15 protein-coding genes and 6 tRNA genes are annotated in these 13635 nt (G+C 71.2%); 13 read left to right on the forward strand and 8 right to left on the reverse strand.

Annotation, left to right across the window (positions count from 1 at the left end):
• The first annotated feature begins 128 nt into the window (after nt 1-128).
• From ACFWFI_RS31965 to ACFWFI_RS31985, 5 genes are all read left to right on the forward strand, one after another.
• A complete protein-coding gene (locus ACFWFI_RS31965; RefSeq protein WP_387396981.1) occupies nt 129-1430 on the forward strand; it encodes an alpha/beta fold hydrolase in 1302 nt (433 codons plus the stop codon).
• A gap of 356 nt (nt 1431-1786) precedes the next feature.
• The gene (locus tag ACFWFI_RS31970; protein WP_387396984.1) at nt 1787-1993 is read left to right on the forward strand and encodes a hypothetical protein; all 207 of its coding nucleotides are present in this window, start codon (nt 1787-1789) and stop codon (nt 1991-1993) included.
• A 228-nt stretch (nt 1994-2221) separates the two neighbouring features.
• Nucleotides 2222-3181 (forward strand): phosphotransferase family protein, encoded by a 960-nt coding sequence (locus ACFWFI_RS31975; protein ID WP_387396986.1) that lies wholly within the window; start codon nt 2222-2224, stop codon nt 3179-3181.
• 62 nt (nt 3182-3243) lie between these two features.
• Nucleotides 3244-3528 carry a TFIIB-type zinc ribbon-containing protein gene (locus ACFWFI_RS31980; RefSeq protein WP_387396989.1) on the forward strand — a complete coding sequence of 95 codons (285 nt, stop codon included), beginning with the start codon at nt 3244-3246 and terminating at the stop codon, nt 3526-3528.
• 131 nt (nt 3529-3659) lie between these two features.
• Nucleotides 3660-5009, forward strand: a complete 1350-nt coding sequence (locus ACFWFI_RS31985; protein ID WP_387396992.1) for an L-lactate MFS transporter — start codon at nt 3660-3662, stop codon at nt 5007-5009.
• Nucleotides 5010-5160: 151 nt separating this feature from the next.
• Here ACFWFI_RS31985 and ACFWFI_RS31990 read toward each other — a convergent pair.
• From ACFWFI_RS31990 to ACFWFI_RS32010, 5 genes are all read right to left on the reverse strand, one after another.
• Nucleotides 5161-5235 (reverse strand) — tRNA-Val (locus ACFWFI_RS31990).
• 23 nt (nt 5236-5258) lie between these two features.
• Nucleotides 5259-5330, reverse strand: a tRNA-Val gene (locus ACFWFI_RS31995).
• A 19-nt stretch (nt 5331-5349) separates the two neighbouring features.
• Nucleotides 5350-5421, reverse strand: a tRNA-Val gene (locus ACFWFI_RS32000).
• Nucleotide 5422: 1 nt separating this feature from the next.
• Nucleotides 5423-5496: transfer RNA gene (locus ACFWFI_RS32005), tRNA-Cys, on the reverse strand.
• Nucleotides 5497-5533: 37 nt separating this feature from the next.
• Nucleotides 5534-5606, reverse strand: a tRNA-Gly gene (locus ACFWFI_RS32010).
• Between the two features lie 144 nt (nt 5607-5750).
• Between ACFWFI_RS32010 and ACFWFI_RS32015 the strand changes: the two genes are divergently transcribed.
• The 3 genes from ACFWFI_RS32015 (at nt 5751) to ACFWFI_RS32025 (ending at nt 8531) form a co-directional block, all read left to right on the forward strand.
• Entirely contained in the window at nt 5751-6803 is a 1053-nt protein-coding gene (locus tag ACFWFI_RS32015) for a chorismate-binding protein (protein WP_387396995.1), read from the forward strand.
• Nucleotides 6800-7621 (forward strand): aminotransferase class IV, encoded by an 822-nt coding sequence (locus ACFWFI_RS32020; RefSeq protein WP_387396998.1) that lies wholly within the window; start codon nt 6800-6802, stop codon nt 7619-7621. The genes ACFWFI_RS32015 and ACFWFI_RS32020 overlap by 4 nt, the downstream gene beginning before the upstream one ends.
• Before the next feature lie 73 nt (nt 7622-7694).
• Nucleotides 7695-8531, forward strand: a complete 837-nt coding sequence (locus tag ACFWFI_RS32025) for a GNAT family N-acetyltransferase (RefSeq protein WP_387396999.1) — start codon at nt 7695-7697, stop codon at nt 8529-8531.
• Between the two features lie 21 nt (nt 8532-8552).
• Here the strand turns inward: ACFWFI_RS32025 and ACFWFI_RS32030 are convergent, their stop codons facing one another.
• Nucleotides 8553-9068 (reverse strand): DsbA family protein, encoded by a 516-nt coding sequence (locus ACFWFI_RS32030; protein WP_387397002.1) that lies wholly within the window; start codon nt 9066-9068, stop codon nt 8553-8555.
• Nucleotides 9069-9222: 154 nt separating this feature from the next.
• On the opposite strand from ACFWFI_RS32030, the gene ACFWFI_RS32035 reads away from it, so the two are divergent.
• The 3 genes from ACFWFI_RS32035 (at nt 9223) to ACFWFI_RS32045 (ending at nt 11389) form a co-directional block, all read left to right on the forward strand.
• Nucleotides 9223-9693: a hypothetical protein gene (locus ACFWFI_RS32035; protein WP_387397004.1), complete on the forward strand. Its 471-nt coding sequence runs from the start codon at nt 9223-9225 to the stop codon at nt 9691-9693.
• A gap of 330 nt (nt 9694-10023) precedes the next feature.
• The gene (locus ACFWFI_RS32040; RefSeq protein ID WP_387397006.1) at nt 10024-11034 is read left to right on the forward strand and encodes a LacI family DNA-binding transcriptional regulator; all 1011 of its coding nucleotides are present in this window, start codon (nt 10024-10026) and stop codon (nt 11032-11034) included.
• Between the two features lie 199 nt (nt 11035-11233).
• Complete coding sequence (locus ACFWFI_RS32045) at nt 11234-11389, forward strand: hypothetical protein (RefSeq protein ID WP_387397008.1); 156 nt, start codon at nt 11234-11236, stop codon at nt 11387-11389.
• A gap of 82 nt (nt 11390-11471) precedes the next feature.
• Here the strand turns inward: ACFWFI_RS32045 and ACFWFI_RS32050 are convergent, their stop codons facing one another.
• Nucleotides 11472-12029 (reverse strand): CGNR zinc finger domain-containing protein, encoded by a 558-nt coding sequence (locus ACFWFI_RS32050; protein ID WP_387397011.1) that lies wholly within the window; start codon nt 12027-12029, stop codon nt 11472-11474.
• 408 nt (nt 12030-12437) lie between these two features.
• Nucleotides 12438-12851, reverse strand: a complete 414-nt coding sequence (locus ACFWFI_RS32055; protein ID WP_003959770.1) for an SsgA family sporulation/cell division regulator — start codon at nt 12849-12851, stop codon at nt 12438-12440.
• A gap of 190 nt (nt 12852-13041) precedes the next feature.
• On the opposite strand from ACFWFI_RS32055, the gene ACFWFI_RS32060 reads away from it, so the two are divergent.
• Together ACFWFI_RS32060 and ACFWFI_RS32065 are read left to right on the forward strand one after the other, a co-directional pair.
• Nucleotides 13042-13497, forward strand: coding sequence for a TIGR02611 family protein (locus ACFWFI_RS32060; RefSeq protein WP_387397014.1), 456 nt, complete (start codon nt 13042-13044; stop codon nt 13495-13497).
• A gap of 55 nt (nt 13498-13552) precedes the next feature.
• Nucleotides 13553-13624: transfer RNA gene (locus tag ACFWFI_RS32065), tRNA-Val, on the forward strand.
• Nucleotides 13625-13635 lie beyond the last annotated feature (11 nt).

Below are 13635 nucleotides of genomic sequence, written 5' to 3' on the forward strand. Positions count from 1 at the left end.
CTCCGTGCGCGTACCGTCCCCGCCGGGACGCGCACCCGGGCCGGCTCCGCCGACGACGCGTCACCCCGGCGGGACCGGACCGCCGTCCCCGTCCCGAACCAGCCCCTCTCCCGCGACAAGGAGCGCCCATGTCCACGCCTCCGCCCGTCTCCTACCGCCACGGCGGCCTGGTCTGCACCGACCACACCCTCGATGTGCCGCTCGACCATCAGAACCCCGAAGGCCCGGCCATCAGCCTGTTCGCCCGCGAAGTGGTCGCCGAGGGCCGGGAACACGAGAACCTTCCCCGGCTGCTCTGGCTCCAGGGCGGCCCGGGCGGCCGGGCCGAACGGCCGAACGCGGCAGGCGCCTGGCTCCGGCGCGCCCTCGTCGGCCACCGCGTCGTCCTGATGGACCAGCGCGGCACCGGACGCTCCACCCCCGCCGACCGGCTCACCCTCGCCCGCTTCGGCACGGACCACCGGGCCGCGGCCGACCATCTCGGCCGTTTCCGGGCCGACTCGATCGTCCGGGACGCCGAACTGCTGCGCCGCTACTTCCAGGACGAACGGCCGTGGAGCGTACTCGGCCAGAGTTTCGGCGGGTTCGCCACCCTCACCTACCTCAGCCTCGCGCCCGAAGGACTGGCCCAGGCCTACATCACCGGCGGCCTGCCGGCACTGACCGGTCACGCCGACGACGTGTACCGGGCTGCCTACGCCCGCACCCTCGCCCACAACGAGCGCTACTTCGCGCGCTACCCAGGTGACCAGCGGCTCGCCGACACCGTCGCCGCGCACCTGGAAGCGCACGACGTACGCATGCCGACCGGCGAGCGGCTCACCGTGCGCCGCTTCCAGACGCTCGGCATCACCTTCGGCACCTCGGCGAAGTTCGACTCGCTCCACTACCTCCTGGAGTCCGCGTTCACCGACGGCGTCCGCGGCCCCGAGCTCACCGACACGTTCCTCCGGGGTGTGGACGCCGCGGTGTCCTTCGCCGAACGACCCCTCTACGCCGCGCTCCACGAGCCGATATACGCCCGAGGACCCCGCCCCACCGACTGGTCCGCGCACCGCGTCCGCCAGGAGTTCCCCGCCTTCGACGCCGAGCCCGGCAGCCCGGTCCGCTTCACCGGCGAGATGGTCTATCCCTGGCAGTTCGACGAGGACCCCTCACTCGTCCCGTTGCGGGGCGCCGCGGAAGTCCTCGCCGCACGCACCGACTGGCCGGCCCTCTACGACCTCGGCCGGCTGGCGGCCAACGAGGTGCCCGTCGTGGCCGCCGTCTACCAGGACGACATGTACGTCGACCGCGAGCACTCCCTGGCCACCGCCGGAGGGGTCCGCGGGCTGCGCACCTGGGTCACCCCCGATCACGCCCATGACGGTGTCCGGGCCGACCCGGCGGTCTTCGACCGCCTCCTCGCCATGGCGAGCGGGAAGGACTGACCTGGCGAAGAGACCGCCGCTGCCCGTTGGTCATGGGGCGGTGGCGGTCTCTTCCCCTGCCCGCACCGGTCGGGGCGGACCACGCCCGGCCGGCAGCACGCGGGACTTCGCGGCCCCTCCCAGGGGGGACTTTGCGGCCGCCCCCTAGGTGCTGGGTGCCGTAACCATCACCTCTTCTCCACCCAGGGGAGTACACCGAAGGTGGTCGGCTCATCCTCCGGGAGGCCCGGGATTCGGTACGCGGGCATGACGCCGGGTGGGTTCCGCCTCCCTAATCTTGAAGTCAAGCGGCGGGCGTGGAACTCGTCCCCCGAGGCCAGACGCCCGCCGCTCCGGAACAGGTCAGGAGAGGAACCATGGCGGACACGGCCGCGCGGACCATCATCCGCACGCAAGGACGCAGGGCATACGCCTCGTTCGGCGTACGCCCGTCCGGCACGCGCCACCCGTTGGTGGCCACAGCCATGGTTCTTCCCCTGGCGGCCCTGCTGGTCGTCGTATTCGGCGGCTGGGAAGCAGTGGTCACACAGGCGTCGTCCGTGGGCGTGATGCTGGGGCGCTGAGCGGCGCCCCGGGTCCGGAAGAGCGGTCCGGACCGGGACATCCGGCCAACAGCCCCGTGGGGACGGGGGTGCGGCGGGCGGCAGCGTTTGTCCGGCCAGCTGGGGAGCTGGCCGGACATCGCGCTGTCCGGACCCTTTTCGGAGCGGACCTTTTCCGGAGCGGCCGCGTACGATCACGGCCGGGACCGGCCGCGGGGCCGGCCGACCACCTCAGCGGGAGCCGAGCCGATGACCACCACCCCTGTCGTACGCGCGCTGGGCGACCTCGCGCACGACAGCGCACACACCGCCACGGAGTGTGCGTGCGCCCCGCCCCAGGTGCTCGCGGACCGTCCCGACGGCACAGTGGTCCGCAGCGGCCCGGTCGTCGCCAAAGCCCACGCGCCCGACTCGGAGACGCCCGCCTTGGCGGCACGCCTGTCCCTGGCAGCCTCTCCCCGGCTGGCGGGAATCCTGCTCCCGCCGCTCCCCGCCCCGGACGGGCCGCCGGGCAGCGCCGAGGGCCGCACCGTGAGCCTCTGGCCGTACGGCGCACCCGTCGACCCCTCGGACCCCGACGCCGCGCCCTGGGAGGAAGCCGCCGTCCTCCTGGCCCGGCTGCACCGCACCCCACCGCCCCACCCGCTTCCGCCGATGCGCGGACCGGTCAAGGCCGCCCGGGCCGTCGCGCGGATGTGCGCGGCCCGGCCGGCGGACCCGGTCACCGAACCGGTACTGGCCGCCTGGCACGGGCTGCCCGGCTGGGCCCGCGCCGAGAATCCGGTGCCCGAGCACCGGGACGGCTTCCTCTGCCACGGCGATCTGCACCTCGGACAGCTCGTGCGGCACCCCGCGCGGCAGGGACCCTGGCTCCTGATCGACATCGACGACGCGGGCCTCGGCGATCCCGCCTGGGACCTGGCGCGACCCGCCGCCTGGTACGCGGCCGGGCTGCTGCCGCCCGAGATCTGGCTGCGCTTCCTCGACACCTACCGGGCCTCCGGCGGCCCGGCCGTTCGAGCCGAAGGGGACCCTTGGCCCGAGCTGGACGTGGCGGCGCGGGCGCTCACGGTGCAGACGGCCGCCGTCGCCCTGGCCAAGTCCGTGGCGGAGGACCGCAGTCCGGATGAGGTGGAACAGTTGATGATCGATGCATGTGTCCGAATTGCCTCCCTCCCGCCCGAGTTGGTGTCCGAACGCACGTCGTAGGGTGAAGCGATCGCCGCCGGGCATGCATCCGGCGACGTCGTCACGACTGAGGAGCCGATTCGATGATCCAGTGCCCCAAGTGTCATGCCCAGATGCACACGTACAACCGCAACGGTGTCCAGATCGAGCAGTGCAGCGGCTGCCGGGGGATTTTCCTCGACTACGGCGAGCTGGAGTCCCTGGCCCGCCTGGAGACGCAGTGGCAGCAGCAGGCCCCGCCCGCGCCGCCCGCCCCGCAGGCCTACCCCGCCGCTCAGGCCCCCGCCTGGGGAGCGCCGCACCAGGGCGGTCACTACGGCGGCCACCACCGCCAGAAGAGCTTCGGCCGGATGCTGTTCAGCTCCTGATCCCGCCCTTCTGAGCGGGTAGTGCCGCAGGGCGGGTCCGGGCCCGGTGCCCGGACCCGCATTGCATACGGTCGACGGACTTCCGTTCATGATCTAGTCATCGCCATGGCTGATGCCTAAAGTGCGGGTCCATGAACTTCCTCGACAGGTCCCGAACTGTCGCGCCCCCGGGGTGGAGCCGCTGGCTCGTGCCGCCCGCCGCGCTCGCCGTGCACCTCTCCATCGGACAGGCCTACGCCTGGAGCGTGTTCAAGCCCCCGCTCGAATCCGCTCTCGACCTTTCGGGCACCGCCAGTGCTCTCCCGTTCCAGCTGGGCATCGTCATGCTCGGCCTCTCCGCCGCTTTCGGCGGCACCCTCGTCGAACGCAACGGCCCCCGCTGGGCGATGTTCGTCTCGCTCATCTGCTTCTCCTCCGGCTTCCTCGTCGCCGCGCTCGGTGCCGCCACCGGCCAGTACTGGCTGGTCGTTCTCGGCTACGGCTTCATCGGCGGCATAGGCCTCGGCATCGGCTACATCTCGCCGGTCTCCACCCTCATCAAGTGGTTCCCCGACCGACCCGGCATGGCGACCGGCATCGCCATCATGGGATTCGGCGGCGGCGCCCTCATCGCCTCACCGTGGTCCACCGGGATGCTGGAGAGCTTCGGTACGGACCGCTCCGGCATCGCCACGGCCTTCCTCGTCCACGGGGTCGTCTACGCCGCCTTCATGGCGCTCGGCGTCTTCCTCGTGCGGGTGCCGCCGGACGGCTGGCTCCCCGACGGCTGGGAACCGAAGCAGGAGACCCGCAGGCTCGTCACCAACGCCCAGGTCTCCGCCCGCAACGCCCTGCGCACCCCGCAGTTCTGGTGCCTGTGGGTGGTCCTCTGCATGAACGTCACCGCGGGCATCGGCATCCTCGAGAAGGCCGTGCCCATGATCCAGGACTTCTTCGCGGACACCTCGACCCCGGTCTCGGTCTCCGCGGCGGCGGGCTTCGTCGCCCTGCTCTCCCTGGCCAACATGGGCGGCCGCCTCCTGTGGTCCTCCACATCGGACCTGATCGGCCGCAAGAACATGTACCGGGTCTACCTCGGTGTCGGCGCGCTCATGTACGTGGTCATCGCCCAGCTGGGCAACGACTCCAAGCCGGTCTTCATCTGCTGCGCGCTCGTGATCCTGTCCTTCTACGGCGGAGGCTTCGCGACCGCACCCGCCTATCTGCGGGACCTCTTCGGCACGTACCAGGTGGGAGCCATCCACGGCCGCCTGCTGACGGCCTGGTCCACCGCGGGGGTGCTCGGCCCGCTGATCGTCAACCGGGTCGCGGACGCGGGGGAGCGCGCCGGGCACAGTGGCCCCAGCCTCTACACGACCTCGTTGACGATCATGATCGGGCTGCTGATCGTCGGCTTCGTGGCCAACGAGTGCATACGCCCGGTCCACGCACGCTTCCACGAGACGACGGAAGGGAGCCCCCGTGTCCACCAGCAGTCGTAAACCACTCATGGTGTTCGTCTGGCTCTGGGTCGCCGTGCCGTTCGGCTACGGACTGTACGAGCTCGCCCGCAAGGCCACCCAGCTCTTCACCGGCTGACCCCCACCACGCACGACGAAACCCCCGGTCGTAGATACGACCGGGGGTTTCGGCTGGTGCGCGATACTGGGATTGAACCAGTGACCTCTTCCGTGTCAGGGAAGCGCTCTCCCGCTGAGCTAATCGCGCAGGGTGACCCTGCGTGTACTGCGTGCGCGATACTGGGATTGAACCAGTGACCTCTTCCGTGTCAGGGAAGCGCTCTCCCGCTGAGCTAATCGCGCGGGGATCCTTGCGGATCGGTGGACGATACTGGGATTGAACCAGTGACCCCTTCCGTGTCAGGGAAGTGCTCTCCCGCTGAGCTAATCGTCCTTGGAGGTGGAGACGGGATTTGAACCCGTGTAGACGGCTTTGCAGGCCGTTGCCTCGCCTCTCGGCCACTCCACCAGGGGTGGGGGTTCGGGAAGATCCCCCACCTTCTGCGAGCGGACGACCAGGTTCGAACTGGCGACCTCAACCTTGGCAAGGTTGCGCTCTACCAACTGAGCTACGTCCGCTTGTCTTTCCCGTTCCGCTTGCGCGTCCCGGCGACGTGTTGAACTCTAGCGGATTCCCGGGCCAGCACAAAAACGCGTTTGCGCAGCGTGCTGCGCAAACGCCGCCCGCCGCAGGTCATCGCGTGCCGTCCTAGACTCGGTCACGTGCGCGACCTCACTCCCCTCGCCCGCTTCGGTGGCCTCGTCGCCTCCGGCCTGCGGGACGTCACCAGCGATCCCGCGGCTCTTGAATCCTCCGGCTTCTGGGCGGTATGTGCCGATTTCGAGGGCCGTCTCGTCTGTGCCCGCTTCGCCACCGTCCGGTCCGAGGAGGTCCCCCTCCCCGTGCCCGGCGCCTGGCGAGGACCCGGGCCGGAGGACTGGACGTCCTCACTCGACGAGGACGCCTACATGGCCGGCGTACGACGGATCCGTGAACACATCGCGGCCGGCGAGGTCTACCAGGCCAACCTCTGCCGGGTCCTGTCCGCGCCACTGCCCGGCCCGCAGGCCGACGTGGACGCCCTCACCGCTCTGCTCGCCCGCGGCAACCCGGCCCCGTACGCCGGAACGATCCGGCTCCCGGAACACGGAGTGGAGATCGCCACCGCCTCCCCGGAGCTCTTCCTCGCGCGCGACGGCCGGACCGTCGAATCCGGTCCGATCAAGGGCACCGGACGCACCGAGGACGATCTGCTGGAGAAGGACCACGCGGAGAACGTGATGATCGTGGATCTGGTCCGCAACGACCTGGGCCGGGTCTGCGCGGCCGGCAGCGTGAGCGTTCCCGATCTCTGTGCCGTGGAGAAGCACCCGGGACTCGTCCACCTCGTCTCCACCGTGCGCGGGCGGCTCGCCGACGGCGCCGGGTGGCCCGAGCTGCTCACCGCCGCGTTCCCGCCCGGCTCCGTCACCGGCGCGCCCAAGTCCAGCGCGCTGGGGATCATCGACGCCCTCGAGACAGCTCCCCGCGGCCCGTACTGCGGAGCGGTCGGCTGGGTGGACGCGGACCGGGGCACCGCGCAACTGGCCGTCGGCATACGGACCTTCTGGATCGACCGCACGGGGCCCGCCCCCCTCCTCCGCTTCGGCACCGGAGCCGGCATCACCTGGGGATCCGATCCGGCGCGCGAATGGGCGGAGACCGAGCTCAAGGCCTCGCGGTTGCTCGCTGTAGCGTCGGGCGCCTACGAGGAAACAGGAAGGACCGCGTCATGAGGATTTGGGTCAACGGCGGACTGCGGGACGCCGATGACGCCCGGCTGTCCGTGCTCGATCACGGGCTGACCGTGGGGGACGGCATCTTCGAGACGGTCCGGGTCGCCGGGGGCCGTCCCTTCGCCCTCACCCGTCACCTCGACCGGCTGACGCGCTCCGCCAGGGGCCTGGGCCTGGCCGACCCCGATCACGACGGTGTCCGCCGCGCGGTGGCGGCCGTCATCGAGGCCAATCCCATGGAACTCGGACGGCTGCGGATCACCTACACCGGTGGGCTCTCGCCGCTCGGCTCCGACCGCGGCGACGCCGGGCCCAGCCTGGTTGTCGCCCTGGGGGAGACGGTGCGCCGCCCCGACAGCACCGCCGTCGTCACCGTCCCCTGGACGCGCAACGAACGCGGCGCGGTGACGGGCCTCAAGACCACCTCGTACGCCGAGAACGTCGTCGCTCTCGCGCGTGCCCACGAGCAGGGCGCCTCGGAGGCGCTCTTCCCCAACACGGTCGGACGGCTCTGCGAGGGCACCGGCTCCAACGTCTTCGTCGTCGTCGACGGCCGGGTCCACACACCTCCCGTCGCCTCGGGATGCCTCGCCGGAATCACCCGTGCCCTCGCCGTGGAGTGGACGGGCGCGCAGGAGACGGACCTGCCGTTGGACGTGCTCGAGCGGGCCGACGAGATCTTCCTGACCTCCACACTCCGCGACATCCAGGCCGTCCACCGGGTCGACGGGCGGGAGCTGCCCGGCGCCCCCGGGCCCGTGACGGCGAAGGCCATGCGGGTCTTCGACGAGCGCGCCGCGGGCGACCTCGATCCGTGAGCCCGGCCCGGTCCGGAGAGCCGGAATCCGTAAAGAGGGTGACGGCCCGCCGTCCAGCGGATAGAACACCCTGATGACCACGACCATCCGGCCGGCCGAGCCGGTCCAGCAAGGCGCCGACGGCGCGCGGGCACGCACGTACGACGTGTGCGACAACGGGCGGCCCGTGGGCGCCGTCGGCATCTCCACCGATCCGGCGTTCGGGGCCTCGGCGGGCATACTCCGGTCGCTCGGCATCGAGGAGGAGCACCGCAGGCGCGGCCGCGGGACCATCGCCGCGCTCGCCGCCGAGGAAGTGCTGCGCGGCTGGGGCTGTACGCAGGTGAGCCTGGTGGCCCCCGTGGACAATCCCGCCGCCCGTGCCCTGGCGGCCGTCCTGGGCTACACCGAGCGCAGCCGGAACATGCTGAAGCCCCTCCGGCGGACCGCCCCCGCGCTGCCGGCCGGGGTCACCGGACGCCCCATGACGGAGCGGGAGTACGACGAGTGGGCGGCCGCCAGCGTCGGCATCTACACGCAGGAGTGGGTGGAGCGCGGCGTTCCGGAGGAACAGGCCCGGCGCAAGTCCGAGACCGACCACGCCACGAATCTGCCGGACGGCCTGGCCACCCCCGGCATGTACTTCCATGTCCTCGTGCACCAGGGAGCCGTCGTCGGTCATGTCTGGGTGGCGCGACGTGAGACGCCGGACGGCGAGGACCTCGGCTACGTGTTCGACGTCGAGGTGCGCGAGGAGTACCGGGGGCGCGGTTACGGCCGGGCGCTGATGCACCTCGCGGAGGACGTCACACTCGACGCCGGCCTCGGCCTGCTCGGCCTGCACGTCTTCGCCTCCAACACGCCCGCGCTGCGGCTGTACGAGTCGCTCGGCTACGAGGTGACGCAGTACAACCTGGCCAAGGCGCTGTAGCGGGGCCGGGACGCCGGGTGGTCAGCCCTGGCCGGCGAGCAGGCGGTCGGCGATCTCCTCGATGCGCGCGCGCAGCCCTTCCTGGCTCTTCCCGCCGTCCAGCCGCTCGTCGCCGATCACATACGTCGGGGTCCCGGTGACGCCGATCGCCTTGCCTTCGGCCTGGTCCGCGTCCACGATCAGCAGATGCCGGCCGTCGATCAGCGCGGTGTCGAACTCCTCGGCGTCCAGCCCCAGTTCGCCCGCCACCTCGAGCAGGAGGGGCTCACCCGAGCGGGCCAGGTCGGCGGTGCGGGCCAGCACGGCCTCGATGTACGGCCATCCCTTGCCCTGGACGGTGGCCTCCTCGGCGGCCTGCGCCGCCGCGTAGGCGTGCTTGTGCTTCTCCAGCGGGAAGTGGCGCAGCCGGACCTCCAGCCGGTCGCCGTATCGGGCGCGCAGGGCGTGGACGTCGGAGAGGGCCCGATGGCAGTCGGGGCACTCGAGCTCGCACCAGAGGTCGAGGACGACCGGCGCTGCGGAGGAGGAATCGCTCATGCGGTCAGTCTTTCAGGCCGGACCGGCGCTTCCCAATCGGGACCTGGGGAGGACAGCGGCCCTGAAATGTCCCTGATGTGGTCCCGCGCCGTGGCTCCTGGGGCGGTGGCCGGTGCAGGATGGAAGGGACGTATCCCGATTGCTGGAGGTCCCGATGCTTGCCGAGACCATCTGTTCCGCGGTGTCGGCGGCCGGTTTGGGCATCGCCGCGATCACCGCGTACCGAAAGCGGTTCCTCACGGCGACCCGGATCGCCGCCTACTCGCTGGTGCCCGTCGGCCTGGTGATGACCGGTGTCGTCGAATGGGTGTCGGACATCGCGTTCAAGCCGAGCGTCTGGATCGGCTTCGGCCTGCTGGGCGTCGCCTGGCTGCTCTTCATGACCACGCGCGCCGTGGAGCGCCGCAGTGGCTCGACCCGCAAGGAGCGCAAGGCCGCGAGGGCCGCGGAGCAGGGCGCCGCCGTCGCGCCGGGCGCGTCGTCGCCCTCGCTGACCTCCGGGGCCGGGGCCGGGGCCGCGGGTCCGCAGACGCAGAGCAGGCCGAAGAAGAAGCCGGAGCAGGCGGCCGCGCCCGGTGACGACTTCAGCGACATCGAGGCCATCCTGAAGAAGCACGGGATCTGACGGACCGACCGGGACCGTCCGCCTCGCGACGCCCTGCGAAGTGGGGAGGGGCGATGCGGTGGGGTGGGCGTGAATCGATTCATGTCCGGCCATGGCCATCGAAAGGCATGCACAGGCTCCACGCCTCGGTATATTCGGGTTGCGTCGCCCCGATCTTGACGGTATCCCGTAGATGCGGTTAGCGTCCCGAGCGGATTGAAACAATTCAATCCGCAGGGCGCGGTCCGGGGGCGGCGCGACGGACCATGCCGTACGTCCGTGTGTGGACCGGGGACCCGGCGCCGACGCGCGGCGGCGACAAGCATCAGTGGGGCAGGGCAAGTGGGGCGTGTGGCAGGGATCAAGGACGTGGCCCGGCAGGCCGGAGTCTCGGTGGGCACGGTCTCCAATGTGATCAACCGTCCCGAGGCGGTGCTTCCCGACACCCGGGCCCGTGTGCTGGCGGCGATCGAGGAGCTCGGATACGTACGCAGCGAGTCCGCCCGGCAGCTCAGGGCGGGCCGCAGCCGCATCATGGCCCTGCTCGTGCTGGACATGGGCAACCCGTTCTTCGTCGACGTCGCGCGGGGCGCGGAGCGGGCGGCCCGGGAGGCCGGTCTCGGCGTGATGGTCTGCAACAGCGGCCAGAGCCAGGAGGAGGAGGCCGAATACCTCGGGCTCTTCGCCGAGCAGCGGGTCTGCGGAGTGCTGGTCACCCCGGCCGACGCCACCGGCGGCAACCTCGAGGCCTTCGCCCGCCACCGGATCCCCTATGTGCTGGTCGACCGGGTCGCGGCCTCCACCGACAGCTGCGCCGTCTCCGTGGACGACGTGCGCGGCGGCATGCTCGCCGTCGGGCATCTCGTCTCGGCGGGCCACCGCTCCGTCGCCTACGTGAGCGGGCCCGGCGATCTCCACCAGATCAGGGACCGTCGCGAGGGTGCCCTCGCGGCGCTCACCGAGGCAGGGCTCGGCCCCGAGGCACTCGTCGAGATCCCCTCCGACCGTCTGGACGTGGCGGCGGGCCGCGACGCCGGGGCCAGGCTGCTCGGCCTCGTCCCCAGGCCCACCGCGGTGTTCTGCGCCAACGACCTGCTGGCGCTCGGCGTCCTGCAGTCGCTGTACGCCGCGGGTGTGCGGGTGCCGCAGGACGTCGCCATCGTCGGCTACGACGACATCGAGTTCGCCGCGGCCGCCGCGGTACCCCTCACCTCGGTCCGGCAGCCCGCCGTGGTGATGGGCAGGATGGCGGCGGAGCTCCTGCTGGAGGAGGCGGACGACGAGGACGGCAGCCACCGGCACCGAAGCGTGGTGCTCCAGCCGGAACTCGTCGTACGCGCCTCCAGCGCCGCCCCGCGCTGACATCGGGGGCCGGGCGTCGGCGGCCGCACGAGGTGCGCCCCGCCGGCCGGCCGCACCTGATCGGAGGCGTGCTGAGCGAACGCGTGGGGGATCTTCGGACGCGGGAGCGAATCCGTTCATCCTGGAGTGGGTGAACTCGCCCTGTGAAAGCCTCTGTTGATCGCCAACAGGGGCCACTCTGCGTCATGATCGCTACGAGATGGTGGACACATCCCGGGGCGACGCCCCCACATCCCCTGCCGAAGAGCCGCGTGGCTGCCTCTTCGCGCTTTCCCAGCCGCCGCTGATGATTTTCCTGACGGTGGTCGGCGGCCTGCTGCTGATGGCCGCCCTGCACGATCTCTTCCTCCTGTGAGCGGCCGACGGGCCCGGACGCCCGCCGCCCCGCAGGGCCGGCCCCCTCCCGAAGGGCGTCCGCACGGCGAGCGTGCGGACGGTCAGCTTGCCGCTTCCCGGCGCCGGGCCCTGTACGCGGCGACATGGAGCCGGTTGCCGCAGGTGCGGCTCGAGCAGTAGCGGCGTGAACGGTTGCGCGACAGGTCGACGAAGGCGTCCCGGCAGTCCGGAGCCTCGCATCGCCGCAGCCGGTCCTGCTCTCCCGCGACCACGATGAAGGCCAGTGCCATCCCGCAGTCGGCCGCGAGGTGGTCCGCGATGGAGGCGTCCGGCGCGAAGTAGTGGACGTGCCAGTCGTAGCCGTCGTGGTTCGTGAGCTGCGGCGTGGTGCCGGCCGCGGCCACCAGGGCGTTGACGAGGTCGGCGGCGGTGCGGGCGTCGGGCGCCGCGAATATCTCGGCGAACCGGCTCCGGACGTCCAGCACGGCGCGCAGGTCCTTGTCGCCGAGGGTTCCGACGCCGCTGATGTGGTGGCGCTCCGCGAAGGCGTAGAGCGCGGCGAGCTCCGCGAGCCCGTCACCCGTCTCGTCCTCCGGTGCGGTGTTCACCAGATCGACCACCGTTTCGAGGGCGATCCGGGTGTCGTGTGGGATCAGCACGCTTCGCTCCCTGGCCTCCGGCGGACGGGCGCCCGCCGATGCCGGGTGACTCTACTGGCTCGGCGAAGGCCCTCAGGGCCCGGTGCGGGCTCGGCGGGGGAGGGCGGCCCTTTTCCCGGCCGGGCGTGCCGCCGGAGCCTGTGGGGCCGTCTGGCGGCTCCGGCGGCGGTTCCAGCGGCAGAGGCGGGGTGCATGGTGCGCATGATGCGGGTGTGACGACGGTCGCTCGCCGCTCGCCGCTCGCCGCTCGCCGCCCGGGCCGGCCCACGGACGCCCACGGACGCCCACGGACACGGCGCCGCCGCCGCGGTGGGTTCCGCGGCGACGACGCCGGTGGCTGCCCTATGAGGTTGTCCGCGCGACGCCGTCTCCCCGAGTCGGACGGCGTCCCGCAGCTCTCGGCCTGGCTCAGCTCTCGGCCAGGATGTGTGAGAGCTCCGTATCGAGGTCGAAGTGACGATGCTCGGTGCCGGGCGGGACCGCGGCGTCGGTCCTCTTCAGGAACGACTCCAGGGCCCTTGCCGGGGCTTCCAGCAGGGCTTCGCCCTCCGGGGAGCTCAGTGCGATGCAGACGACGCCTTGGCCGTGACTTCGAGATGGCCAGACGCGGACGTCTCCGGTGCCGGTGGGCCGGTGCAGCCCCTCGGCAAGGAGGTCACGGGCGAAAACCCATTCGACCGTCTCCTCCGCTCCGGTGTGGAAGGTGGCGTGCACGGCATAGGGATCGGCCGTGTCATACCGCAGGCCCGCGGGTACAGGCAGTGAGGACTCGCTCGACACAACGAGGCGCAGGTGCAGCTCGCAGCTGACCGTGGTGTTCATAAGCGCCAGGGCCTTTCGCTCAGTGTGCGCTCGGGGATTCGCACGTCGGCGAAATCGACATGCCACCTACGGTGGCGTTGTAAACCCCTCTGACCTATTTGTGATGCTTCAGGCCCCTCGTCCGGCGGTGTGTAACTTTGGGTCATGCGTCCATTCCGGTGACGATGACGGGTCCGGTAGGTTGGGCTTCATGAACGCGGAGAGTGACGAGCGGAAAGAGGTCGCCGCGAAGGTGGCCCCTGAGTCCGCTACGGGGGACGGACGGACGGCGGAGCGTGAGCTGGGCTCGCGGGCGCCCGGGTTCATCAAGGGCTCGAGGGTCCTTCATCTGAGCTGGCAGGTCGGGATCTTCGTCGTCGGCCTCGCCGTGGTCGGAGCGGGCATCGTGATGCTGCCGCTGCCCGGCCCGGGATGGCTGGTGATCTTCGGCGGTATGGCGATCTGGGCGACCGAATTCGTCTGGGCGCAGCTCGTCCTGCGCTGGACCCGGCGCAAGGTCACCGAAGCCGCCCAGCGCGCCCTCGATCCCAAGGTCCGGCGGCGCAACATCATCCTCACCGCGGTGGGGCTCGTGATCATCGCGGTGCTGGTCGGGATCTACGTCTGGAAGTTCGGCATAGTGATGCCGTGGAAGATCGAGGAGTGACCCGGAGGTGGTCCGGCGGCACCGCTGACATGGGGTAATGTTTGCCCTGCCGCCGGGGCGATTAGCTCAGTGGGAGAGCGCTTCGTTCACACCGAAGAGGTCACTGGTTCGAACCCAGTATCGCCCACCCCGGAACTG

Origin of the sequence: Streptomyces sp. NPDC060209 (genome assembly GCF_042728155.1) — a bacterium.
In the GTDB taxonomy this organism is placed as follows: domain Bacteria; phylum Actinomycetota; class Actinomycetes; order Streptomycetales; family Streptomycetaceae; genus Streptomyces.

Bases quoted from the DNA above. Each gene is read 5' to 3' on its own strand.
- ACFWFI_RS31965 (WP_387396981.1), top strand. From the start codon at position 129: ATGTCCACGCCTCCGCCCGTCTCCTACCGCCACGGCGGCCTGGTCTGC.
- ACFWFI_RS31970 (WP_387396984.1), top strand. From the start codon at position 1,787: ATGGCGGACACGGCCGCGCGGACCATCATCCGCACGCAAGGACGCAGG.
- ACFWFI_RS31975 (WP_387396986.1), top strand. From the start codon at position 2,222: ATGACCACCACCCCTGTCGTACGCGCGCTGGGCGACCTCGCGCACGAC.
- ACFWFI_RS31980 (WP_387396989.1), top strand. From the start codon at position 3,244: ATGATCCAGTGCCCCAAGTGTCATGCCCAGATGCACACGTACAACCGC.
- ACFWFI_RS31985 (WP_387396992.1), top strand. From the start codon at position 3,660: ATGAACTTCCTCGACAGGTCCCGAACTGTCGCGCCCCCGGGGTGGAGC.
- ACFWFI_RS32020 (WP_387396998.1), top strand. From the start codon at position 6,800: ATGAGGATTTGGGTCAACGGCGGACTGCGGGACGCCGATGACGCCCGG.
- ACFWFI_RS32025 (WP_387396999.1), top strand. From the start codon at position 7,695: ATGACCACGACCATCCGGCCGGCCGAGCCGGTCCAGCAAGGCGCCGAC.
- ACFWFI_RS32030 (WP_387397002.1), bottom strand. From the start codon at position 9,068: ATGAGCGATTCCTCCTCCGCAGCGCCGGTCGTCCTCGACCTCTGGTGC.
- ACFWFI_RS32035 (WP_387397004.1), top strand. From the start codon at position 9,223: ATGCTTGCCGAGACCATCTGTTCCGCGGTGTCGGCGGCCGGTTTGGGC.
- ACFWFI_RS32045 (WP_387397008.1), top strand. From the start codon at position 11,234: ATGGTGGACACATCCCGGGGCGACGCCCCCACATCCCCTGCCGAAGAG.
- ACFWFI_RS32055 (WP_003959770.1), bottom strand. From the start codon at position 12,851: ATGAACACCACGGTCAGCTGCGAGCTGCACCTGCGCCTCGTTGTGTCG.
- ACFWFI_RS32060 (WP_387397014.1), top strand. From the start codon at position 13,042: ATGAACGCGGAGAGTGACGAGCGGAAAGAGGTCGCCGCGAAGGTGGCC.